The 26,536-nt window shown below is 42.4% G+C and carries 13 protein-coding genes and 2 pseudogenes; 10 read left to right on the top strand and 5 right to left on the bottom strand.

What is annotated here, in order from left to right; translation table 11 throughout:
* Window positions 1–56: 56 nt before the first annotated feature.
* The 5 genes and pseudogenes from NMG48_RS07390 to NMG48_RS07365 form a co-directional block, all read left to right on the top strand.
* Window positions 57–1,601: a DUF11 domain-containing protein gene (locus NMG48_RS07390; RefSeq protein WP_271254635.1), complete on the top strand. Its 1,545-nt coding sequence runs from the start codon at window positions 57–59 to the stop codon at window positions 1,599–1,601.
* On the top strand, window positions 1,601–6,619 hold the full coding sequence (locus tag NMG48_RS07385; RefSeq protein ID WP_271254634.1) for a hypothetical protein: 5,019 nt from the start codon (window positions 1,601–1,603) through the stop codon (window positions 6,617–6,619). The genes NMG48_RS07390 and NMG48_RS07385 overlap by 1 nt, the downstream gene beginning before the upstream one ends.
* Before the next feature lie 5 nt (window positions 6,620–6,624).
* Window positions 6,625–8,739, top strand: a complete 2,115-nt coding sequence (locus tag NMG48_RS07380; RefSeq protein WP_271254633.1) for an OmpA family protein — start codon at window positions 6,625–6,627, stop codon at window positions 8,737–8,739.
* A 13-nt stretch (window positions 8,740–8,752) separates the two neighbouring features.
* Window positions 8,753–14,935, top strand: a complete 6,183-nt coding sequence (locus tag NMG48_RS07375) for a beta strand repeat-containing protein (protein ID WP_271254632.1) — start codon at window positions 8,753–8,755, stop codon at window positions 14,933–14,935.
* A 169-nt stretch (window positions 14,936–15,104) separates the two neighbouring features.
* A pseudogene (locus tag NMG48_RS07365) lies at window positions 15,105–16,104 on the top strand (IS1634 family transposase); the annotation flags it as partial.
* Between the two features lie 26 nt (window positions 16,105–16,130).
* Here the strand turns inward: NMG48_RS07365 and NMG48_RS07360 are convergent.
* The 3 genes and pseudogenes from NMG48_RS07360 to NMG48_RS07350 form a co-directional block, all read right to left on the bottom strand.
* Window positions 16,131–16,643 (bottom strand): ISAzo13-like element transposase-related protein, encoded by a 513-nt coding sequence (locus NMG48_RS07360; protein ID WP_271255254.1) that lies wholly within the window; start codon window positions 16,641–16,643, stop codon window positions 16,131–16,133.
* Window positions 16,644–16,722: 79 nt separating this feature from the next.
* On the bottom strand, window positions 16,723–17,934 hold the full coding sequence (locus NMG48_RS07355; RefSeq protein ID WP_271253029.1) for an IS256 family transposase: 1,212 nt from the start codon (window positions 17,932–17,934) through the stop codon (window positions 16,723–16,725).
* A gap of 71 nt (window positions 17,935–18,005) precedes the next feature.
* A pseudogene (locus tag NMG48_RS07350) lies at window positions 18,006–18,382 on the bottom strand (ISAzo13-like element transposase-related protein).
* Between the two features lie 405 nt (window positions 18,383–18,787).
* On the opposite strand from NMG48_RS07350, the gene NMG48_RS07345 reads away from it, so the two are divergent.
* The 5 genes from NMG48_RS07345 (at window position 18,788) to NMG48_RS07325 (ending at window position 21,407) form a co-directional block, all read left to right on the top strand.
* A complete protein-coding gene (locus tag NMG48_RS07345; protein WP_271254630.1) occupies window positions 18,788–19,084 on the top strand; it encodes a hypothetical protein in 297 nt (98 codons plus the stop codon).
* A gap of 173 nt (window positions 19,085–19,257) precedes the next feature.
* Complete coding sequence (locus NMG48_RS07340) at window positions 19,258–19,458, top strand: hypothetical protein (RefSeq protein ID WP_271254629.1); 201 nt, start codon at window positions 19,258–19,260, stop codon at window positions 19,456–19,458.
* A 36-nt stretch (window positions 19,459–19,494) separates the two neighbouring features.
* On the top strand, window positions 19,495–19,680 hold the full coding sequence (locus tag NMG48_RS07335; protein ID WP_271254628.1) for a hypothetical protein: 186 nt from the start codon (window positions 19,495–19,497) through the stop codon (window positions 19,678–19,680).
* A 59-nt stretch (window positions 19,681–19,739) separates the two neighbouring features.
* A complete protein-coding gene (locus NMG48_RS07330; protein ID WP_271254627.1) occupies window positions 19,740–20,822 on the top strand; it encodes a glycosyltransferase family 1 protein in 1,083 nt (360 codons plus the stop codon).
* A gap of 6 nt (window positions 20,823–20,828) precedes the next feature.
* Complete coding sequence (locus tag NMG48_RS07325) at window positions 20,829–21,407, top strand: class I SAM-dependent methyltransferase (RefSeq protein WP_271254626.1); 579 nt, start codon at window positions 20,829–20,831, stop codon at window positions 21,405–21,407.
* A 51-nt stretch (window positions 21,408–21,458) separates the two neighbouring features.
* Here NMG48_RS07325 and NMG48_RS07320 read toward each other — a convergent pair whose 3' ends face one another.
* Both NMG48_RS07320 and NMG48_RS07315 read right to left on the bottom strand, forming a co-directional pair.
* On the bottom strand, window positions 21,459–21,977 hold the full coding sequence (locus tag NMG48_RS07320) for a class I SAM-dependent methyltransferase (protein WP_271254625.1): 519 nt from the start codon (window positions 21,975–21,977) through the stop codon (window positions 21,459–21,461).
* Window positions 21,977–26,479: an O-linked N-acetylglucosamine transferase, SPINDLY family protein gene (locus NMG48_RS07315; RefSeq protein ID WP_271254624.1), complete on the bottom strand. Its 4,503-nt coding sequence runs from the start codon at window positions 26,477–26,479 to the stop codon at window positions 21,977–21,979. Before NMG48_RS07315 ends, NMG48_RS07320 begins: the two co-directional genes overlap by 1 nt.
* Window positions 26,480–26,536: the final 57 nt, after the last annotated feature.

The raw sequence follows: 26,536 nt of genomic DNA, 5'->3' as shown, positions 1-26,536 counted from the left end.
AATATTGCCACAGAGGAATTGAGCATTTTAAGTCAGTAAAAGTTGATTAGTTTCCGATGAAAAACCGAAGTTGGGCGACCAGACATCTAACAAAGAAATATTTTTTGCGCGACAGTTTTAAATGGGCTGCGATACTTCTATTTGGAGTATCACAATTCCCAGAGCTGAGCTTTGCGCAACAAGTAACCCCAACTCCTTCACCAATTAAAAATACAGCTACCTACAGTTATACCGAACCAGTTACAGGAAGTGTATTTACAGGACTTTCGTCACAACTTCAGGTACAACCACAGAAGATACTAATTGATCCCTTTGGTTTACTGACAGCCTGCGATGGTGGCTTATTACCAGACTTCTCAGATTTTAGTATTGGTTTGTATGAATTACTCAATGCCACAGGTGATATTGGCGCACCTATTTCCCTAACTGCTACAGTACCGCCAAATCAACCATCAGCCAACAAATTTGTTGGGCTTGCACCTAATTTCTACAATGCAAATCCCTTCTTTCTCACCAACAGCGATCAAGGGCGCTATAACTTTCTGCTTGATCCTAGTCGTGGGCAAGTTGACGCTGGTCGCGAGTATGTTTTAGTTGTCAAACCTCCTGCCAAATCGCAACTAAGTGGAAGAAGAATTAAAATCACCATCAATTCACGAAATGGCAATATCGTAAGTTATACAGCTACATCGCTAGATGGAAATCCCATATCGTCAACTGGTGGCGAGACTTCGATTAGTGGGAAATTTGATATTAGTAATGCGGAAACCGTAGGGCTGTCTCTGGCGGTAGTTAACCTTAAATTGAATGTATGTGAAACGCAGGCAATCCAAATCATCAAAACAGGCGATCGCGCTGCCGCAGAACCCGGAGACATTGCAGTCTATCGCTTAGCAGTTCGGAATCTCTCCAGTGCAGAGATCAGTCAACCTGAAATTCGCGATGACTTACCCGTTGGATTCCAATATGTAAATAACTCGGTGCGTGCGGAACTAGGCGGCGTAGCAGTTGCGGTTACCTTAGTTCAGAATGGTAGAAGTCTAATCTTCCAGCCCAATATTACCCTTCCCAAATCCTCTAGCAATCTTGCGCTTAACATCGCTTATGCGGCTCAAGTCACCAATGATGCAATTCGTGGCACAGGGATTAATCGAGCAACCATATCAGGCGTTCGGAGCGACAATAAACAGGTTGTCCGTGATGGTCCCGTCTTCCATCAGTTAAGAATTCGTCCAGGAATCCTCTCAGATTGTGGAACTTTAATCGGACGGGTATTTGTAGATAAGAACTTTGATGGTGAACAACAACCTGGGGAACCGGGTGTACCCAATGCAGTAATTTTTATGGATGATGGTACTCGGATTGTGACCGATGCCAATGGACTTTATTCCCTGAGTAACGTTCTTTCTGGCAGTCGTACTTTGGCGCTTGATTTAACTTCTGTTGCAGGATACACGCTCGCACCTAACTTGTATTTTATTGAGCGCAATAGTCAATCGCGTTTGGTGAAGTTAGCTCCAGGGGGATTAGGTCGGGTTAACTTTGCAGTAACTCCTGCGGCAAGGGGCCTTAGTAATAACCAACAGGGAGGTACAAAGTAATGAAAAGCACCTCTACATTGTTTGTGAAATCAGGGCTATTAGCAATCCCTCAGGTTTTCTTAATGCTTATGGCATCTTCTGTCAGCGCCAATGCCAGTACAGAGATCGTTACCAATACGACTGATACAAAGGTTAAGGCAGAAATTAAACAGCCCCAAGACTCCTCTCAAGTTGGAGTAACCTCTATCCCTCAGGCAAATATGCCTCAGGTAACAGCTTCAAGTAAAGCTCAGGTTCCCATACCACAGACTCCCAATACGACGCAAATTGCGAATCCATCGCCCAATATTGCGAGTACGCCTAATCCTGCTGCCCAACCACGCATCATCATTCTCTCGCCTACGGTCGGCGCAGTTCTCGATGTTCCTGCGGCAACTGTCGTCATTCAAATTCCCAATAAGACCAAAGTTGAGCTATTGGTAAATGGCAAGGCGGTTGATCCTAGTTTAATTGGGCGATCGGAACTAGATGAGACCAACCAAATTATCACCCAAACTTGGTATGGCGTACCTTTACAGGCAGGTGATAACACCATATCGTTAAGGGCAATCGGCAGTGATGCTGCAACTGCTGCCAGTTCCGTAAATCTCAAAGTTAGAGGCAATCCTGTCAAGCTAGCAATCAGAACCCTTGAAGCCCGTATTCCTGCGGATGGGCGCTCCTATGCCACCGTTGATGGACAACTGGTAGATGAGAATGGCAATCGCTCCAATTGGGAGGCCTTAGTCACCTTAGAGGCGAGTGATGGGGAATTTATCGGTACTGATGCTTCACCTGAACAACCAGGTTTTCAGGTACAGGCTAAGCAAGGCAAATTTACGGCGCAGTTACGAGCAGGGCTAAAAACAGGAACAGTCACTGTGCGATCGCGCAATGGGCAAATGGAAGCCTTTACGCAAGTTCAGTTCGAGACAAATTTGCGACCTTCGTTAGTAACTGGTGTGATCGATCTGCGCGTGGGAGCGAGAGGTACTGACTTTTATCGCAGTCTGCGCGATTTTTTACCAACTGATCGCGATAATCGCACTCAAGTCGATCTCTATGGGGCGGTTTTTGGCACAGGTCGAGTTGGTGAATGGCTGATTACTGGTGCGTTTAACAATAGCCGTACCCTCAGTCAAGACTGTGCTGGCAATAGTGGTCTATTTGGGGCAACCAAATATTGCGATCCTCAATATCCTGTTTACGGAGATAGTTCCACTTCCACGCCAACTACCCCCTCCTATGACAGTCTCTATTTACGGGTAGAGCGGAATTCACCTGTACAGGGTGCAAGTACCGACTATTTCATGTGGGGGAATTTTAATACCGAGGAATTTACCTCGAAATCACAACAATTTAGCGCCATCTCCCGCCAACTCAATGGATTTAAAGGCAACTTTAACCTTGGCGATCTCCAAATCACAGGCTTTTATAGCAATGTGGGCAAGGGATTTCAACGCGATACGATCGCACCGAATGGCACAAGTGGTACTTATTTTCTCTCCCGTCGCCTTGTGGTCAATGGTAGCGAAAATGTTGTTGTGGAGTTGATTGATTTCTTTAGTGTCGGCAATGTCGTTTCGCGCCAAGAGCTAGTCAGGGGCAAAGACTACGACATTAATTATGACAATGGTTCCATTCTCTTACGGCAACCATTATTTCAAACGGAAGTGGGTAGCACAGGTCAACTTCTGCGTCGGCAAATTGTCGTTACCTATCAAAATGAGCAGGTTGGTGGCGATAGTACTCTCTATGGTGGACAGGTACGCTACCACCTCAACCGCAGCCAGAACCAACCGAGTTGGATTGGGGCAAATTACTTTAAAGAGAGTTTAGGTATTCGTAGTTTCATCCTCTATGGAGCAAATGCGCTTATTTCCTTGGCTGAAAAGACGCAACTCATCGCGGAATATGCCCGATCGCAGAATGATTCGGAACTACTAGGCTTTGTCACGGGTTCGGCAATGCGCTTTGAGCTAAACAGCGAGATTGCTGCTGGTATTCTGGGCAAGCTCTACTACAGCCAAGCCGAAACAGGTTTTGCCAATAATGCCACGATTAGTTTTGTACCGGGGCAGACGAAATATGGAGCGCAGGTAACGGCCCAGGTCAGTCCCACCACAAGTTTGCAGTTCCAGTACGATCAAGAGGACAATAAAGGAATTGCACCGCGTCCCCTCACTTCCCTCACCGATCTGCTCACTCCCCGTCAAGAAGCATTACCGGGGTCAGCCGTTGATAATTCCTTACGCACCATCAGCTTAGGTTTGCAGCAAAAAATTGGCGCGGCAGTTCTGAACCTTGATGTGTTGTATCGCGATCGCCAAGATCGTCTCGCTCCTAATGCTTTATCCAGCAATTCTACACAGTTGCGATCGCGCCTGAATGTCCCCATTACCGATAATCTGCGCGTCACTGCCCAAAACGAAGTCAGCCTTTCCGCCACCCCTGATGCCGTCATCCCCGATCGTAGTGTCTTGGCTCTAGATTGGACAATTGTGCAAGGACTAACCGCCCGATTGGGGCAGCAATGGTTCCATTCGGGTCCCCTAGCAGGCAATGCGATCGCCAGTGCGGAGTTACTCGGTGAGTACAAGCTCGGCAGTGATACCACCTTTACAGGACGCTATTCAGTTTTAAATGGCAATAATGTCACCTCCACCCAAGGCGCATTAGGACTCAACCAACGCTGGCAAATTATGCCGGGGTTACGACTAGGCTTTGGTTACGAGCATATCTTTGGTAGTTTTGGAACTACCACCACCACAGGCACAACCTATCTCCAGCCCTTTGCCGTTGGTCAATCCTCCAGTTCCCTCACTTTGCAAAATGGGGATAGTTATAACATTGGGTTGGAATATACCGACAATCCTGATTTCAAGGCTAGTGCGAGATTTGAGCAACGTAGCGATAACAACAGTAGCAATACCGTCTTCACCGCTTCTGCATTAGGCAAACTGTCTCCTGCATTAACCTTGCTATTTAACTATCAGCAATCGAGCGCCGCCAACCAATTAATCACGGGACTGGGAACCATCTCCAATCTCAAAGTAGGACTTGCCTACCGTGATCCACAGGATGACAAATTCAATGTCCTCCTCCGCTATGAATATCGCCAAAATCCCAGCATTATTCCTGACTCCCTGCTCCTTGGTAGCGGTAGTGGCTACACCGACCACACCTTGGCGCTAGAAGCCATCTATGCCCCCGACTGGCAATGGGAATTTTATGGCAAGCTCGCTTTGCGGAATAGCACCACCACGATCGCCCAAGATTTTATTGGGACATCGAACACTAACCTATCGCAATTACGAGTTACCTATCGGATGGGCTATAACGTCGAGCTAGTGGGCGAAACCCGACTACTTAATCAACCCACTGCCAACTATAGCGAGCTGGGATTAGTGGGTGAAATTGGTTACTATCTCACCCCCAACTTAAGGCTAGCCGCAGGTTATAGCACGGGTTCGGTAAATGCCGATCGCGATTTTAGTGGGACACGCTCCGCCAGTGGTCTGTATGCAGGTATTACTGTGAAGCTGAATGAGCTATTTGATGGCTTTGGCTTACAAAAAACACCACCCCGTCAACAGCAGGAGCCGATTGATCCGCAAACTCCTGTGGCACAACCAAACCAACCAGCGCCCAAAGTTGCTGCCATTATTCCTGAGACACCCCAACTCATTAGCCTCAACGTAGCGAGATCGCTCACTTTTAAAGATGGCAAACAAGGTAAAGGAGCGGAATTAGCCATAGCCGATGTGGCAGTTCTCGAAAATCTCGTCGCCGTTCTCAAGGAATATAGTAATCTCTCCCTCGATATTCAAGGCTATATTGGCTCGCTTTCAGACATGAATTCGGGTGATAACCTTGCGGCAAATAGAATGATGGCAGCGAGAAAATATTTACTAGATCGCGGTGTTGCTAGTACCCAAATGACCCTCCGTTCTTTGGGTGGTTTAACCGCTAACGCTAGTGATTTGGCGCAATCACCGATCAGCTTTGCCCTCAATGGTAAGTCCGATGTCTTTAATGCGATCGCGACTAGATTGCAAACAATTTCATCAAACTCCCCTGCCACTCCTGCTACGGAATTTTTGCAAAGCATCTTACCTAACGCAGCCAATACGCTCCAAGCTAATGCGGTTACAGCTCCCACCAATCCAACCAACAAGACTAATATCGCGCTTGGTATCAATGTGGGGAATGACGGCAAAATTGCAGACTTGAGCTATGCCACCCTTGATCGCATCATTGAGCGTCTGAACAGCAATCCCACAGCGACACTTGAGCTACAGTCTACGCTCCTCAGCAATGCCGCATCGCAGGATCTGGAAACATTTAAACTACTGGCGGTGAGAAGTTATCTCCTCGATAAAGGGGTAAATTCAGATCGTATTTTACTCAGTGCCAATCCGAGCGCCAATACTAATAATGCGGTCACGCAAACGGGAACTTCCCAAGTTTATATCTCGCTGAATGCGGATGATAGCAATACAAATATTGCCACCCAACCCACAACCCCAACCGCCCAAGCTAACGCCAATACCGCGACCACACCTTTGGCTCTCTTAGTAGAAGGCAATCGCCGCCTATCTAATTGGCTCGAAAGTGCGCTATTACCAGATAGCCAAGCCAATTCCTCCTTAAGTGTGCGCTTTAGTGATTCCCTCCAAGTTCCAAAACTTGAATTGCCGCAATTGCTAACCCAATTACCTAAGACCACCGACTCCCTGTTGCTGGCGATCGCGAGTCCCAATTCATCGACAACCGATCAAAATCGCCTCTTGAGTTACTCCTCTGGCGCATTATCCAATCAGCTTGTGAGTATGTTGATCGACAATCCACCTAGCAATAACAGTGATCTGAGCAGTCCTACTGATGGCGCAAATCGCCGTCTCGCCACTGCCTTTAACTTCTTGCTAACGACCAATGGCGATACCGTAACTGCCCTCTTACAAGCGATGGGCATCAGTACCTCTGAGAAAAGCGGTTTTGTGATCGCCCCTGATCAACTCTTAAATCTAAAGAATTAGAGACTATGCGAAAAGTAAACAGCAGTAAAGTAATGGTGATCTTGATTGGCTGCGCTAGTCTAGTCAGTACCGCCTTGGTTAATCAGGCGATCGCCCAAACGACATCCCTAACTACATCAACAAATGCTCCCAGTTACCAAATCATCGTCAATAGCGATCGCGATGGGGAAATTCAACCCGATCGCGAATTGACCTTAAGGGAAGCCATTGCGATCACCAATGGCACAATTACCCTTGATCGGCTCAGTGATGCCGAGAGGGTTCAAGTTAAACCGAGCAATAGTAAAGGTTCTCAAATTGGATTTGCCCTCCCTAGCGATCGCACCATAATTCGCTTAAATAAATCCCTACCCGATCTCCGTAGCCCAAATCTCACCATTGATGGCACGACTCAAGCAGGTTACGACGCACAAAGATCCTTTGCCCAAGAATTAGCAATCCCTCAACCCATTGTGGCGATCGCCCCTGCGGATGGGGTGGAGATTTTCCGAGGTTTGACGATCACTGCTGATAGGGTGACAATCCGAGGATTGAGTCTCTATGGCTTTAATGCCAGTGAAAATGTCCCCACCTCAACGCCATCCGCCGATGTTTTCATCTCCCACCAAGCCCCACCACCCGACACCAGTCAACAACAGTACCCCGCCACAGCAGCTCCCTTCTACGACAGTAATCGCCCCCCGCAAAATGTCACCCTCGAAGCAAACTGGCTGGGCATCCCTCCCAATGGCGTAATGCCAAAACAAACCTCTAGTTTTGGCATTTACCTATTTAATAGTGCAGATACAATCATTCGGCGTAATCGCATTGCCTACCATGCAGGCAGTGGCATCGTCACCTCGGTCAGAGCCGCAGGAACGCAGATTATCGAAAATGCGATTACGAGTAACGGGTTTGATGGAATGCCCCACGGCATCTATCTCGAAGGCGAAATTGCCAATTTACGCATTAAGGGCAATACCCTCTGTGCCAATGATGGTAGCGGCGTTTATCTCTTCAAACCCAATGGCGCGATCCAAATTGAAGACAATCGCATTCTCTTTAACGATCGCAGCACCAACTATGCCGCCATTTATTTAATGGGTAATGATCATCAAGTTACCAATAACGAAATTCGCAATCAACGGGGCGCAGGTGTAGCGATCGCCGCTTATCCCAAAAGCGATCGCAACCTGATTCGCAAAAATAGTTTTACCGCCCTCAGGGGTCTCAGCATTGATCTGATCTCCCAAAACCATGCGAGCGATCACGACTTCATCACAGGCGATGGCATCAATATTCAGCGTGATTCCCATTTCCGACGGGTAGATACTGCCAATGGCGCAATTAATCCGCCGACTTTTCTCACGACCGCTTTCCCGATGTTCACCCCCAATAAAGTCAATATCGATGGTACGGCTGACCCCAACACCGAGATCGACCTCTACCGCGTCACGGACAAAATCGATCCTAATCTGCCCTATGGCTCCCTCAACGAATATCTCACCACCATCAAAACCGATGCTAATGGCAAATTTGGCGCATCCCTAACCAATCTCCAAGTGGGCGACACCATTAGTGCGATCGCCACCGATCCTCAATACGGCACATCGGAACCCGCCTTAAATGCCCGCATCGTCAATGCCGATCTCTCATTTCCTGCACCTTCCAACCCGCAACCAACTCTTCCCTCCTGCACCACCCCACCCAATATCGTCCAAACTCCCCCACCGCCCACGCCGATTGTCCTATCCGTGCCGCGTCAAATTCACTTTGGGTTAGATCGTGATGAAATCAGCCCCAACAGCGCTAAAATTCTGGATCGCATCGCTGCCGTACTCCAGAAATACCCCACAATCATCATCACCCTCACAGGACATACTGATCCCAGAGCCAGTGATCAATATAACCGTGAACTGGGATTTAGGCGATCGCGAGCCGTTCGTAACTACCTGATGCGACAGGGTATTGCCTCGGAAAGGATGACGGTGCGATCGCTAGGTGAAACTCAACGCCTCTCCCAGAGCAATCAAATCACCGACTATGCCCGCGATCGGCGCGTCGAGATTGAATTCACCGATATTCGTGACGTAGAAATCCGATTTGAAAATCAAGAATCTGACTTGCAAATAGAAAAGTAGAGGGCTATCACATATGTCTCGCAAAAAAAATCAAAACCCTTTGCAAATACTCAAAAAATTAGCCCTCATATTATGTCAAGGGATTATTGCTGTATTTGCCAACAAAAGTAATTACCAGGATAAGTATCATCATCCTAAAAGACATAATCAAAGTAGTTTTAAAAGCAACACCAAAAGAACTTTAAGCAATTTTAGGCTAACTAAATTCACTAAAATTGGGCGCTCTCTAATAACGGCGATCGTCACTCTCATCTTTACAGTTGTCTTTAGTGGTATCAATATCTGGTTTACACCACCCGCATACGCCGCAGGGCTTTATATCGAACCAATTACTTGGGACTTTGTGGGCTTAGATAGTAACAATGTCAATGTTGGTCCCAACAACTTTCTCCTTGCTGCTAGAGTCTGTAATGTTAGTGGTAGCACGCTTAATAATATCAGTATCCAATATCAACGCACAGGTGCATTCAATCCCTATATCACCGTCACTGCAATCAATGGCATAAATGTTGACACCATCAATATTCCTAGTCTACCTTCAGGGGCTATTCCTCCCAATCATCAAAAAATTGCGGATAGTGGCACTGCTAACATGACCCCTGCTAACTGTTTTGATGGTTATTTTAATGTGGTCGTTACAAGAACTAGCAATGCCTATAACACAGTTCAGCAATATCGAATTGTCGCTACTGCTGCGGGTGTAGGTTCTGTTGACACAAATACTGCCCTAGGCAATGGAAGCATATCTGGCTATAACTATGGACAAACTATTCAGCAACAAATTTATGTAGAGAAAATTCTCTCCCAGTCACGTAATGCAGTTATTAGCTTTGCAGGTCCTAGTACTGTGTTTGTCGGTGACATAGTTGAATATACCTTAACAACTCAAACTGCAACCGCATATCCCCAGCTAACTGTTAGTTCCGATTTCCCAAATGGGATTCTGCAACTAATTGATGTTAAAACCACCTATACCTCTGATGCGGGCGCAGTCAGTAGTGGTGTTTACTATGATGCTTGCGGCTGGTTAGCCAATCCTTCTGATCCTGGATATCATACAAGCGCAAATGTCTGCGCGGGACCAGTTGCTGACCAAGACACTAATGGAGATGGCAAAGTTGGGAATACGGTCACAACCAGATATCGAGTGAAAGTTCTCTCAACTGGCAATGGAATTGGTAGTAATACTTTGCAAGTCAATCACCTCATCAATGACTTCTCAGGAGGTAGCTATCACTATAACTCTGACTATGGTTCAGGTTTAGGTCAATCTTTAATTACAGTGGTTGATAGCACTACAGATTTACAAATTACCAAATCCCATAGTGGCAACTTTGCAACTGGTAATAATGTTTATCAGTTGCAAGTTAAAAATAATGGTCCCAATGCTGCCAGAGGAACTTTAAGAGTTGTCGATACCTTGCCAACTGGGTTTAGCTATGTTTCTGCCAGTAGCACTGATCCTTGGACTTGTTCGGTAGTTGGACAGGTGGTAACTTGTACTAATCCCAACACCAGTAATTTTGCAGTTGGAGCAACTTCCACTATTAATTTAACGGTTAATGTTTCTACGAGTGCAGCAGCCTATAGTCTCAATACTGCGACCGTCACTAGTGGTAGTCCTGATTCAAACCTTGCGAATAATACATCTAGTGATCCTACGACAGTAATTAAGGGGACAAACTTAGTCTTATTAAAAGATGACTCTGCTCCTGATCCGACGGAGCAAACCTTTGTGGCGGGTTCTAATGCTACTTACCAGCTAACCGTCACAAATACTAGCGGGTTTGATGCATTGGGTCCACTCACAATCATCGACACCTTACCCACAGGATTGACTTATAGCTCTTCTAGTGGCACGGGTTGGACTTGTAGTGCAAATGGACAAAATGTAGTTTGTACAAATCCTAGTGGCTTAACTAGTGGCAATGGAACAACCACTGGGATTTCTACTCTCAGTATTACTGTCAATGTATTGTCTAATGTACCTACTTCTGTCACTAATACGGCAAGTCTTACTAGCGGGAGTTTAGACACTAATCCTGCCGACAATACCAATATTCAACAAACAAACCCCACTACTAAGCCAGTTCCTGATTTGATTATCAATAAGACCGATAATGGTCAATCTTTTGCTGTCAGTCAAAATGGAACCTACACGATTACTGTCACTAATCAAGGGGTTGTCGCAACTAGTGGGCTAATTACGATAACTGATACTTTACCAGCCAGTTTTAATTTTGTTTCTGCGGCTTCAGCTTCGGGAAGTTCGGGATGGACTTGTACGAATACCACACCAGTTTTAGGTGCAACTATAACCTGTACTAATCCCAATCCCTTGCCTATTAATAACAGTAGCTCGATCTTAGTAACCGTTAGTCCTACAACAGTTACTGGCTCACCGTTTACAAATACTGCCACCGTATCCTTACCGACAGGAGAGGAAACTAATACAGGTAACAATACGAGTTCAGATACTACGCCTGTCGTGGCGGCAGGCGGTATTAATTTGAATGTCGTTAAAAAGTTGACTCAAATTAATGGGGCTAGTTTTACGCCTGCCTGTACGACTTCAGGACAGACTGATACCTGTACAGCCTCGATCAATCCCAGTAATACAATTCAATACACTATTGATATTACGAATAACTCTTCGGGCAGTGGTGATGATAGCAATATTACCCTTACAGACATCGTACCTGCCGAGGTTACTAGTGTTAGCTGGACTTGTGATTATGTAGATGCTGCTGGTGTAGCTGGGGGAAATACAGGTAGTCCTAGCCCTGAGAAAGGGACGGGTAATGGTAATAGTGTCAATGCTTGTGATCCTACTAATACGACTGGAACTCCTAAATATAGAAAGACTGGCACTGGTAATAATATTAGTCTTGGCACTATTAGTCTCAGAAAGAGCGGCGGTAAAGTTCGCTTCACAATCAATGGAACTATTGCTGCATCAGGATTTTCGGGTAACTTTTCTAATAGAGCTACTGCCACTCCCTCGGCGGCTTCAGGTGCAGACTCAAACATTGCTGATAATACTTACACCGTCAATGCGGTGATTCAAGGTGCAGATTTGAGCATTACCAAAACGAGTTTCGCAAACTTCGTACAGGGTCAAAATGGAACCTATCGCTTAACAGTCACTAATACAGGTACGCCTAATCGTTCGACTACCGATCTGATCACCGTGACTGATGTATTACCAACTAACTTAAACTATGTTTCTGCTAGTTCTGCTTCAGGCAGCACAGGATGGAGTTGTAGTTACACATCTGGAACTAGAACTATCACTTGTAGTAATCCCAATATCTTAGCTAGTGGTGCAACAAGTGCGATTGATATCATTGTGACCCCTGTAGTGACAGGCATTTCCTACAGTGTCACTAATAATGCAAGGGTGACTACAGATGGAGACATCAATGCAGTTAATAATACAGCTAGTGTCACGACAACTGTAATCGTTCCTGATCCTGATGTCAAAATCACGAAAACTTCTGGAACTCTTGCATTAGGGCAATCAGGTACTTATACACTGCAAGTCGATAATATTGGCACGACAGCAGCGATCGCACCGATAGTGGTGACAGATACTTTACCCACAGGTTTGAGCTATGTCTCAGGTACTGGTACTGGCTGGATTTGCTCTGCATCAGGACAGACAGTGACTTGTACTAATTACGGTAACATTGCGGCAGGTGGTTCGGCTCCTGCTCTTACAATTAATGTCCTAGTGGGAACTCAAACTGCGGCAAGTATCACCAACAATGCTAGTGTTGCCCAAGTCTCGGGTGAGCCAGCAGGCAAGTTAGCGAATAACTCCACGAGCTTAGTTAGCTCTGTGTCTCAGGCGGCAGATTTGTCTATTGTCAAGAGTCATACTGGTAATTTTATCCAAGGACAAAATGCTAGTTATCAATTACTTATCACCAATAATGGTCCCTCCTCAGTACCTAGCACGATCACAGTTACTGATCCTTTGCCCAATAACTTGGAATTTGTGAGTTCAACGGGAGGTGGATTTACTTGTAGTGCCGCAGCTAAAGTTGACGGTACACCCCAAGTTGTTACTTGTACTAATACTGCTGGATTAGTAGTCGGTACTAGTGCCACAATTACCCTTAATGTGTTGGTTCGTTCTACTACTCCCACTGGAACGCTTACGAATACAGCAACTGTTTCTAGTACCGTATCCGATCCAGTCAGTAGCAACAATTCAAGTAGCGATCCAACTACGATTAGTTCATTACAAGCTGATCTCAAGTTGACGAAAACTCACTTTGGAACTTTTGCGATCGGTGGACAAGGAACTTATACACTCTCCGTGGAGAATCTAGGTCCTGCTCTCGCAACGGGAACTCTCACAATTACCGATGTCCTACCAAACAATCTGACTTTTGCCTCTGCGGTTGGTTCTCCTTGGACTTGTTCAGCAGCAGGCTCCAATCCTCAAACCGTAACTTGTACGAATACCAATACTAATGGATTGGCATTTGGAAGTATCACGGCTGTAAACGTTACGGTGAATATCGGCACAGGAACACCTACAGGTACTAATAGCATTACTAATACTGCTTCGCTGAATGTTCCTGCGTATGACAATGTTTCTGCCAATAATACTGCTAGCGATCCGACAACTATTAGTGGCAGCGCCGATCTGAGTGTTACGAAAACATCTACTAGTGTATTTGTAGTTGGCAAGCAAGCCGTTTACACGATTAAAGTTACGAATAATGGTGCAAGTACATCTGTTTCGCCAATTACTTTGGTAGATCAATTACCTACTGGTCTTACTTATGCTTCTGCTAGCGGCACAAATTGGACTTGTCCAGCTTCTTCTTCTATTCCTGATATCACCTGTACTTACAATGCTAATTTGAATTCGGGGTCAAGCACCAGTGATTTAACTTTTACGGTCAATGTAGTTGATTTAGCACCTTTGACAAATCCATCGATATACACGAACTTCGCTTCTGTATATGGAGCAACTCCTGATCCTAATACTGACAATAACGTAGCTCAGATAACGACAAATCAGGCTGTTGCAACTGTAATTGGCTATAAATCTGTTACTCTCACCGCTGATCCAGATAATAGTATTACACCGTCTGCTGGTGATACACTGACTTGGCGTATCTCCTATGCCAATACGGGTGGGGTTGATATAGCTAACTTCCAAATTACGGACATACTAGACTCAGATACAGTTCTTTTAAGAGCTTTAGTTGCTGGGGATATCACTGTCAATGCTGCACAAGCGGCAGGAACAACCCCATCTCCAAATACTAGTTATACAGGTACTGGCAATAATAATCTCTTTGCATCTAGTTTTACTTTGAAGACAGGAGGAGTCGTAACAGTTAATATTCCTGTCAAGATAGGACCTAATGCAGCCAATGGTCAGATTCTCCAAAACCAATCAACAGCGACTAGTAACGAGTTACCTGCCGCAGGGGTGAAAACCGATAATATTGATAACACAACTACTGGTTTACCGACAGGTGTTATTCCATTAGCTAATAGTCTTACCCAAACGCAAACACCAACAGTTGATCCTACTAAAGTTACTATTGTTTCCTCAAATACTGCAAATCCGAAACTATTGCTGGCTAAGAGAATTACCGCCGTTAATGGTGTGCCGATCGCAGGTTTTACCAACGACGGTATAGCTTTATCCCCCGATGATGATCCTAATTGGCCGACACCTTTATCCGACTATTTGCGGGGTGCTGTTACCTCCAACAATATTAGTGTCAAACCAAGCGATCAACTGGAATACACCATCTACTTCCTAGTCAGTGGCAATAAAGATCTGACTAATATTACAATTTGCGATTTAATTCCACCCAACACCACCTTTGTGACTGGTGCCTACAATGCTGTAGGTGGCGGTAGTAATTTAGATATTGCCTTTGCCAATAATGCCACCACCGCACCTACCAGTCCCACGAGTTATTTGACTAGTCTTTTTGATAGCGATCGCGGTCAGTTCTATCCCGCAGGAAGTGTACCGCCAACCACCTGTAGAAAAGCGAATACTACGCCCCCTGCTGGTACTTTGAGTGCTAGTGATAACACAGATGGTTTAGTAGTAGTGAATGTGGTTACTAGTCCTACCACATTACCCCACGCCACCGCCGTAGGGTTCCCCACAGCGTCCTATGGCTTTATCCGCTTTCAAGTAAAGGTCAAATAGTTGCTTAAGTAAATTGTTGTACCGCCAGCTACGCTGGCGGTACAACAATCTGGTTTTTAAAGCCCACATTCCGCTCGTAATGGAAGGGTAAAATAATAAGCGAAAGGCAAGGAATAAGCCAAAAGAGGAGGAAAGAATTATTAATAGCATAAATACAGAGATATCAGAAATGAAAGTAACGAACCTAGACCATCTAGGAATCGTGTCAGGAATCATCGACGAGATGGGAATCGTAGAAGAAATAAACACGATAATCGGGAGAAGCTCAAGAGAAAGAGTAAGCGCAGGAGTAATGGTCAAAGCGATGCTCCTGAATGGCTTAGGATTTGTATCAGCACCCCTGTATATGTTTAGTAAAATTTTTAAAAGCAACCGAACACTTATTGGGGGAAGGGATAACAGCGGAGAAAATCAACGATGACCGCATCGGTAATGTACTGGATGACCTACATGAAGCAGGACTGAGTGAGACATTTTTAGGAATCAGCCTGAAAGCAGTAGCGAAATATGAAATCAAGGTAGAAACAGGACATATAGACTCAACCTCATTTCACGTAGATGGGGAATATGGCAGAGAGGAAGAAGGGAGTATCGAAATCACGCATGGGTATTCACGAGACCATCGCCCCGACCTAAAGCAATTTATGATGAACCTAATCTGTGTAGGAGATGGGGATATCCCCGTGATGATGGAAGTGGTAAGTGGAAATCAAGCCGACAAGGCAAGATTTGTAGGACTATTACAAGAATTTAAATCCCAGTGGACATTTGAGGGAATATGCGTAAGCGATGCAGCGCTATACAGTGAAGAAAATCTGGTAGCAATGACAGGGCTAAAATGGCTAACCAGAGTGCCATTAAGCATCAAAACCGCCAGTGAAATGGTGTCAAGCACAACTAACCTCCAAGAAAGTAAATTTAAGGGATACAGTACAGCTGAAACCGTGAGTGAGTATGGTGGGATAAGCCAGAGATGGATTTTAGTTGACAGCCAAGCAAGACGTAAGTCAGACATCAAAAAATTAGACAAAAAGCTTGAGCAAATTCAGCAAACCTGTCATCAAGAGTTACAGGTTTTGGCGAGACAAGATTTTGCCTGTGCTGCTGACGCGATCGCTGCTGCTGAAAAATTATCAACCCAGATGAAATGGCACCAACTCGACCATATGGGGCTTGGGAGAAAATAAGATACCAATCAATTAGGAACAATGGTTATAGCCCATTTGGGTAGAGTATCAGAACGTTGCCAAGATGGGAAATACTGTTTCAAGTCTTCTGGTAGAACTTTTACGCCCTTTTCATAGGTTGTTTCAACTAAGTGAACAATGGGTGAAATATTCTTCCAAGTCATGTTACTAGCCCACTCTATAGCAGCATCCACAGAATCTAGAATCGTGCCATGCCAATAATTTTCTAGAGCAGCCCAACAGCGTTCAATAGGATTATATTTGCTGTGATAAGGGGGATAGTAAACCAGACGAATTTTCAAATCAATCTTTTGCGATAACTCGACTAAGCGTTTGATAAATTGAGTGCGATCACTGCGGGTTGCCGAACCACTATCAAGGTTAATCATCCATTCGTCAAAGTCTGAACGTTGCCACTGATTCTTTTGCCACCAATCGCTCAAGCAATCAACGATAAAATCGCTGGTTTCCGCAGATTGTCCCATATAGATTGCCAATTGGTCATTGTTAGTATTGAGGATACCAAAGGGGACTAAAACGGATGACCATTCGGTGTCATGGTCGTCGAGATTGTCAAGTAAAATGTGTAAAGTCTAGAAGCTAGACGTGGAGACGATCCTCGAAGAGGATGGCAAAGCGATTAAGAGCAGGTTTCCAATCACGAATCGGCATCGTCCACTTCTTCGAGATATTCCGCATTGCTAAATAAACGAGCTTGAAAGCAGCATCATCAGAGGGAAAAATCTGTTGGGATTTAATCACCTTCCGCAAACTACTGTTCATCGACTCAATCGCATTGGTGGTATAAATCGCCCTGCGAATCTCGGTCGGGAAAGCAAAGAAGGGGATAATGTTTGCCCAATGACTGCGCCAAGACTTGGAGATTGATGGATATTGCTTGTCCCACTTTTCAGCAAAGAGTTCGAGATTAAACTCAGCCTCCGATTCCGTCGCCGCGCTATAAATAGCCTTGAGGTCAGCACAAACTTGCTTGCGTTGTTGCCAAGGTACAAAAGCGACCGAGTTTCTGACCATGTGGACAATGCATAACTGCACCTGAGTTTTAGGAAATACCGTCTCAATCGCATTAGGGAAACCAGTCAAGCCATCGACACAGGCAATCAAAATATCTTTGACCCCACGGTTGTGAATTTCGGTGAGTACTGACAACCAGAATTTCGCACCTTCATTCGGAGAAATCCACATACCCAGTAATTCCTTGTACCCGTCCATATTCACGCCCAAGGCAAAGTACAAGGATTTGTTAATCACTCTGCCATTGTCTCGGACTTTGATGACTAGACAGTCCAGAAAGACGATTGGATAGACTGCTTCAAGGGGACGGTTTTGCCATTGCTTCACCTCGTCAATTACTGCATCTGTAACATTGGAAATAAGTGTTGGTGATACTTCAACACCATCCATTTCTTGCAACTGGGCTTGAATATCCCTGACACTCATACCTCGTGCGTAGAGAGCAATGATCTTTTCATCTAGTCCTGACAAGCGACTTTGTCCTTTCTTCACCATCTGCGGTTCAAACTCCCCTTGCCGATCTCGGGGGACTGCGATTTCGGCTACGCCAAAGTCACCTTGCACTTTTTTCTGGCTATAACCGTTGCGACTGTTAGTTTGTCCTTCTGGTCTTGGTTCATGTTTTCCGTAGCCCAGATGCATGGATAGTTCTGCTTCCAATGCTCGCTCCACTAATGCGGTCGTCAGTTGCTTCAGGATTCCTCCTTCTCCGAATAGGTCAGGTGGTGTTTTACATTCTTGCAGCAATTCGTCGAGCAATTCTTTGCGTATATTCATCAGTTTTAGTGTTGGTAATTGTGTGTCTAGATCATCTCTCTGTATATATCCCAGACTTTACACACTTCACTTTACACTCTCTGGTCGTCAGCTTTTTGGGGTTCTAAAGTGCGGGCTTTGCCACCCCGTGAAAGATTACCAATCTTCACTTTTGCTTTGCTATCAATCGAAATTCGTAAAGACCTTGGATTATCCACTGATGCTTGGTTTTGCTCAAACACATTCGCAAAAATTGCATCGGTTTCAGGAATCCTTTTTAAGGGTTTTGTCTTTTGTGTTTTTTTAGGCGATATCCCATCCGATTTAGCACTGCACCAATCGTTTCCCGTGATGGTAAATTCGCTTCATCGTAACCCTTTGTTTTCACCAACTCCTCTCTTACGGCTCTTGCACTGACACGTGCATACAAAAATGTTGATTGAAATTTTGGATCTGCTTGCGATTGCATATCTACCATTGCCCTTATATCTTCTGTTAAATTCGGCAACATTACTTCGCTTTTGTGTCTTCCTCTTGCTCCATAATTATCAAGACATCTTAGCCCTGTCCACTGTTCATGCAGTCCTAGTTGCACGCTTTTTCGACTCCATCCAAATACTGTTTCAGCTTTACGCGCTGAGTCTGCAAAGTAATCCTCGACAACCTTAGCCATGAAGTCTCGTTTACGATAGCCTGTTAGTTTTTGGGCTGCATCTTTAACTGTGGCTTTGATTTCATCGCTAAAAATTACTCTCTTATTCCTATATAAATTGAAAACAAGAATTTTATATCCCTAATTTCTATAATCTTTGGTATCTTATTTCTTCGCAAGCCCCTTACCTCCACTCATGCGGCTGAGCGTTGGAGTGCTTTGATGCCTTTAATGACTTGGCAACTTTGGTTCGCTCACCTCGATTGTGTTGATTCTCCTTTACCTTGGCAGTCTCCTCAGGATAATCTTTCTCCTGGTCGGGTCGCTCAATCCTTTGCGGTAATTATTGCCTCGATTGGTACTCCTGCAATCCCTCCTAAACTACGCGGTAAATCCCCTGGGCGCTCCAAGGGTGATCGCCTTCCTCCTCGTATTCGCTATCCGACCGTTAAAAAACACCCCTCAAAAAGAAAGAAAACTGAAAAGAATCCTGTGCCAACCGCTCCAATTGCCATTTAGGTTCTGCTTCTCTTCTCAATTTTGAGCTGGATTTTGCTATTGCTATCTCCTGCTCAATTTTCTCGTGTCTTTTGGTTTCTCTCTCATACATGCCTATTAGTCCAAACTAAAGTGCATTAGTGATTTCTTAGGGTGAATTCCCCGACGCTCTGCGGGGAAAGATAGAAATTGCAATGCTAAACAATGTGTGCAAGCAAAGCATTTTCTATGAGTATGCTCTAGCCCAAGGTGGATTCAATAGTCAGAGTTACATTAAAGTGATGGATTGGGTTGCTCAGAAAGCGGCTCATGCCTTAGCTCAGACTGGTCGAATTACTGTAGCAATCAAAGACAATGCCTCTCTACATACCAGTCTATTGTCGCAGCAACAATGAGCGCGTTGGTAGGCTCAGAGACTATACTTTTTCTTTTTGCCTCCCTATTGTTCGGAAATAAATCTGATTGAGTCCGAGTGGCTCCAACTGAAAACCCATGAAATTGCGGGTCAGATATTTGACAACGAGTATGATTTAGCTCTTGCTATCATCTCTGGTATCGAAGCTCGCAGTTCTGTAGGTGGTTATCCCATCGAACGTTTTATATTTAATTATGCCTAGCTACTTACTAATCTAGATAATGTTAATATAATCTAAAGTTAAAGCTTAATTCATACCTAATGTTACATTTTCTATGGAGCGGCTATCCATTATGTGAGAATAGCTATTCTATCTATGAGTTTTCTAATCTAGAGATAGCAAAATGGGCAGAATATTACCTTAGTCAAAAAACTAGCTTTCATCAATCTAGCTGGAGTGCGGGCAAAGTAACTGATCATCCTGACGATATTTTATTAGGTCATTTAACATGGCATCCAACTAATGCGATAGCAGAATCATCCCAAGGTAAATTTATACGCAACTGGGTAAAAGACAACGCAATTTACCCAGATCAGTTATGCCATCCTAATACATATGTTCTTACTCCTTGGGTTCCTGACTTTCCCATAGAATGGACAACAAATATGCCTTGGTTGGAGTTTCAGCTTTTACAGTCAAAGAAAATATTTGCCTTATGTGGAGAAGTTTGGATTGAACGTACTTTAGCTAAATGTGATAATTCTATACAGTCACAAGTTAAGGAAAAGTTAGTTCATTGTAATATGGGTATTGCAGCTCAAAATTTTCATATTTACAAGAAAAAGTTTAACAAAGTTGGCGCTCGTGAAATACTACACGTGAGTAATTTAGGTTCCTACAAAGGGTTTGACCTTACCTGCAAAAGTCTTATCAACTTAGATACTATTCTGTATGTTGCTAGTCCAGTTCAATTAAACATAGGAATGAATCGATTAGTGATAGATAACGAAGAGTTTTTCTTTAGATTTCTCGGTAATATCAACAATAATGATCCCAAGATTAATTCCTTGATTGTGGATACTTGCGATTTCTACATCCATACAGCGACAATGGATGCCCAAGCTACCACCATATTAGAGAATTGTGCTAGAGGTTTAATTCCTTTGATTACACCCGAAAGTGGTTTCTCTAGTCCTCATGCCATTTATCTGACGCATGATTACCTTGAGAATAGAAAAATTATTGAATGGGCTTTGAATTTATCGGAAGAAGAGCTATTAAATCGTAGTCATCTGTTGAGAGAGCAAATATTTAGAGAGCATAGCTGGGATAAAATATTTGGTACAATATGGAATGAAATAAAGCAAGATATTGATTCTCGCAAATCACTGAATAATATTTAATACAAAATGAATTTCCCTGCTAATAATAAAAAAGCTGATCAGCACATTTTTCTAAAACGTGAACAACTATTAGAAATTGAGCAAAGAATTCGGATACAACGTCATGTTGAGAGATATGCATTGCTCAGACAGTTTGCTAAAGGCGTAGTTTGTGATGCAGCTTGTGGTTGCGGCTATGGTAGTTTCTTGCTTTCTACTAATCCTGATGTGAAATCAGTAATTGGTATAGATGCTGATGAACAGATTATTTCTTTTGCTAAACAAGAATATGAAAGCTCTAAGACTAATTTTATAAATGCTGATCTCAATGAATGGGTGTCTGCTCAAAAAATTGATATGTTGTTTTCAGTGGAAACTATTGAACATATAGGAGATACGAAAACATTACCTAAATTCTGCGATCGTAATTCTATTAATCATGTCATCCTTACCTATCCATCTAAAAAAACAACTCATTACAATCCCTATCATTTATATGATTTCAATCTGCAAGATATTCTAAATATCTTTGATCAATTTATTTGCTATCGTCACTTTAATTGGGAATATGAATTTGATGTAGTCTTCCTAACTAGAAAATGCTAATCAGGAACTATTTGATGTAAAAATTTGAGTAACTCAACTCTTGATTGAAAATTACTTAGTTGCAATTACATTAAGACTAATGAGATTTCCCATTAATTGCAAACCACTACAATCATTAAACAAATTGAAAGTCGGGACTCTTTTGCATTGCTCAAATCCAACTTCTGCTAAATATAAACATAATATTTCATAGTCAAATCCGACTTTATGAACATCATACTGATTGATTTGCCCACCAAACATAATTCGCATTAGATGCATTCTCGTCATTACATCGACATCAGGGCGGCAATAGAGCCAGCATAAAGTCTGTAAGTCTGGAACACTAATCATAAGTTGTCCTCCTTGCTTAAGTACTCTATGCCACTCTGCTAGGGTGAATATCATTTCATTGTAAAGCGAGTGATAAAAATGTTCTAAAACATGACTAGCATAGATGATCTCTACAGATTCATCTTCAAATTGACTCAGATCTGCAGCATCGCCAACATAATCTACTTCAGGGCGATTCTCAACATCAAATATTTTCCAGTCTGGGTGTGCTTCTTGTCCGCCAATGTGTAACTTCATTAGTTATTTCTCTTTACCACTATTGATTGCAATAGATTATACATATCACTTGCCAATTTTTTTGGATTCCAAAGAGGTGCTAAGGTCTCATGATGCTTAGAAAGAATTAATTTTTCCTTGATAGAGTTTCTTAAACTTGAATCTAAGCCAAGTTTGACACCCTCGGATACATACTCTTCCCAGCTATAAGTCACTCCTTCATTTATACTGACAGACTGTAAAAATGAGTAACCCATTCTTGCAAATGACTGTTCTCCACATCTTGTTACTACTGGCAGGTTAAACCACAAAGCCTCAAGATTATGACTGCCACCATTATAGGGATAAGAGTCAAGATAAATATCTGCTATTAAATAAGAAGATCGATGTTCTTCTTCAGTTTTATAACTAGGTAAAAATCTTATTCTTTGAAAATCTACATTATTTTCATCACATATTTCTCGATAAATTGACTGAATTACCTCCAAATCTCCCATACCTTTGTGTAACAACACACTATTAGGAACTTGCTGGAGGATCTGAATACAGGCTCTAGCTGTGTCCCTATTAAATTTGCGTCCAGGTGCTGCAAATAGGTAGGCAATTTGTTCTGGTGATATGCCTAAATTCGTTCTTTGTTGGTTGCGATCTATAGGTATACATTCAAAACCTGCGATCGCCATATGAGCATTAGGCAATCTGATCAGCTTTTCTAGATAGTTTTGATCGGATGTGGATGGATGGGTATACCAGTCACACAGGCAATAGTTATCAGCAGAAATAAAGGGGGCATCGAAACCTAACCAAGAAACACAAACAGGTGCTAGGTGACGATGTAGTATGTGGGTATTGAATGATATTGTTAAACTGTCCAAATCTATCAACACATCTAATTGATCATTCGCTACATCTGCAATAACTCTTTCTAATCTATAGTCAAAGCTATTTTCAATGCCATTGAGTCTTTTATCCTCTTGCCAGTAATATTTCTCAGCAACTTGCTCAAACATTTTAGTGAGATCGTCAGATTTGACCTCAGCAGTATCATAAAGATAAATATGCGGCGTAATTTTAGAAAGCTCACGAATTACATCAAAACTACACCAACCTACAGGATGTCTCGCAAAATGTGAGGATAAAAATCCAATTCTTAATTTAGAGGATGCTGTCAATTCTCTAATTTGCTTATTTGTGTGAGGTTGTTCCATTTTGCAATCTAAGTCAACTTCAGATTTAATGATCCTTTCTACATAAAGTTCACTAACTAACTTATATAACTTAGTATTGTGTTCCAAATCATCTCGAATACTAGATACCATGAATAAGAAGTTATTGTAGAGAACTTCAATTTCTATATTAGTTAAGCGATCGCAATATTTAAAGACATAGTTTTCTAGTTCTAAGAGCATCGGTTTAGCAATATCACTTAATCCTGAATGGGCATAGTTGGTAATGAAGTTAACTGACGCTCTTACTTTTTCTGTTTTGCCACAGGATTCAACAAATTGATCGGATAGTTGTCGCCGCAACTGATAGTTATGATGTAAAGGATGCTCACGATTAGATAATATATCGTTGTTGAAGTTCCAATAAGCATGACCCAAATCGGGCTTCAATTGGAGAGCTTTTGCATAAAAATTAACAGCCTCTGTTAACTGCTTAGTTTTACTAAAGATATATCCTAAATTGCAATAGGCTTCAGCATTGTTAGGATCTAGCTCAAGGGCAAATTGTAAAGATGATATTGCTTCTTCAAACTTTCCTTGCTCCGATAGTGCCGCGCCCATACTGCAAATAACGTCAACAAAATTAGGATCGATATTTAAAGCGGATTGATAACATTCAATTGCTTTATGCCACATACCTTGTACAAAGAAAGCATTCCCTAATGCATGATGAGTTTGGGTGTCATCGGGTAAAATTGCTAAGGATTGAGAATAGTAGGCGATCGCTTGCTCTGGTTTTCCTAGTTTTACTAAAGTTAAGCCTAAATTATATAAACCATTGGCATGGTTAGGATTTAAAGTAACAGTTGTTTGGAAGTTTAGGAGTGCTTGATCGATATCTCCTCTTTCACTTTGAGCAATGCCTAGATTATAGTAGGCATCTGCAAGATCGGAGTCTAGTGATATAGCTATTTGGAACAACTCAATGGCAGCATCTAATTTACCTTGTTGAGCAAGTTTAATCCCCTGACTGTTTTGAAATTCAGCCTCAGCAATAAATAAAGCGCGATCGCGTTCAGGATCTACTTCTATATCGTGATCATCTGATTCGAGATACTTTTCCCACATCTGCTTGTAGGCAGTTTCCATATCACGGGTGAATTGCCGTGAATCCCAAAGTGGCTCTGTTTCACGACCTTGCTTCAGTTTCCATGCAACCTGTTTTCGTAAATCAATATCAGTACCTAGTTTTACCCCCCATTCAACATATTCATCATCTGTCCAAGCAATTCCTTGAGAAATTCCAGCATTGACCATCATGGTGTAGCTATTTCGGGCAGCAAACTGTTCACCAACTCGCGTAACTATAGGAATACCCATCCATAGGGTTTCCATTGTATGGGTAGCGCCATTGTAAGGATAGGTATCTAAGACGACATCAGCAATTCCTAAATTTGCTCGATGTTCTTCTGCACTACTAGTAAACGGCAAAAATCTTAACTGTTCTGTACTTACACCCTCCTCATCTGCAATTTGATAAAAGAATTCTTTCAAAGACTCTTGATTTCCTAAAACACTTTTGATAAGTAGATAGCTATTAGGTACTAACTTAACAATTTTCATTTGTATCCTTGTACAGTCTGGATGTCTTTTCATCGCAGACTGAGCGCTAAGATAAATTACTGCATCATTAGGTATATTTAATAGGTTTCTCCGAAGAGTGGGAGTTGCTACCTCAAACCCATCTACAGCAACGTAGGTATTGGGTAATCGCCAAATTTTTTCAGTGTAATATGTTTGAGCTGACTCAGGTAAAACATAGGGATCGGCAATAAAGTAATCTATGGTCGATTGTCCTGCGGCATCCCAACCTAACCAAGTAATCTGTATAGGTGCAGGTTTGAAGGCTAAAACACTAGAACAAAATGCTGAGGTCATGCTATCTAAATCTACTAAGATATCAATCCCATCTTCATTGATTTGATCTGCAAGAGATAACGGATCTTCAGAGATTTCTGTACATGATTTATGAAATTGCTTTTCAATCCATAGTTGCAGAGGATCAGATGAGCGATAACCAACGAGATATGAGTACAATTCAAATTGATTGCGATCATGATATTTCAATAGCCATCTCGACAAATATCCAACTGAATGAGTTTTTAAACTGCTAGATAGGTATCCGATTTTTAATGGTCTATTCGGAAAGTTGATTTTCTTTCTAAGGAAGTGGCACTTTTTATAATTGTCAATTCGTTCTTTCTCGGTAGCAAGAATTCTACTATAAGATAACTGATGGATCTTACCTCTCAATATATGCTTTTCTTGAGGAATATCATCAAAATATGGAGAGTACCAACCTGTAACTAGCAAATAAAACGCAGCTTCTCTGAAAGATAAGTTTTCAGGCGGCTCCTTAATTAGGTTCTCACAATGAATCTTAAACTCTTTATAAATTCCAGTAACTTTTTCCCAATAGTTACAATTAACTATTAGTGAGCTAATTAACCAATGACAAGCCATTACTTTGTCAATTGGTTTACCTCCAGAAGATTGATCATATAGTTTTTGTCCTGTTTCTATAGACTTTTCGTACTTTTGTATATAGACATATAGCTCAGAGAGATAGATTAACATTTCTACACTCTCTGAAAATATAAGCAAACCTATTTCTAATATTTTAATTGCAAGATCTATGTCTCTATTATTACCATTTGCAATTTTGTTGCTAAGTGATAGAAATTTATTGATAATAGATTTCTTGTATTGACTGTGAGATAGACAAATACTTTCTAGAAATTGAGTTGTTGTCTTGTCATGTATATTAAATAATAATAATTTCTCTATTATCTCTAATAGAATATCTTCATTAAGTGGAATAAATTCTTCTGAATTGATCAAGTCAAAAACACCGAGATTAATTAATTCTTCGGAAGTAAATGTCTTGACCTTGATAGAAATTAGGACGATAGCTATCAGGTTTCTGAGGCTGTAGGGATCTATATCAATGAGATGATAACGAATGGTAAGAGCATCTTGATCTGCGTTTAAACATTCTTTTCTTTGAGCTTCCTCTTCTAGGATTTGTCCTAAATCATCAGTACATTGTTCAATTTGATCTACTTCTACATTATCTATAGCTAACATCCAAGTTGTCTGAGCAGATTCTTCTTTACCTTGTAATAACTGTGAAAGTCCTAGATACCAATAACTATCTTTGTTGTTAGAATTTAAAGATATTAACTGCTCATAGAGTTCAACTGCTTTATCATATTCAGATTGTTTGAAAAATTCAAAAGCTCTTTGCTGCAATTTAGTAAAGTTATCAGATTCTAGGTAGATAGACGCTTTGTTCATATTAAAGTCACATTAGTATCAAAATATAAACTATTAAATTTGTGAGAATAGTTAAGC

It is taken from the genome of Pseudanabaena sp. Chao 1811, from assembly GCF_027942295.1.
Lineage (GTDB): Bacteria > Cyanobacteriota > Cyanobacteriia > Pseudanabaenales > Pseudanabaenaceae > Pseudanabaena.
This window is presented reverse-complemented; position numbering and strand designations above follow the sequence as displayed.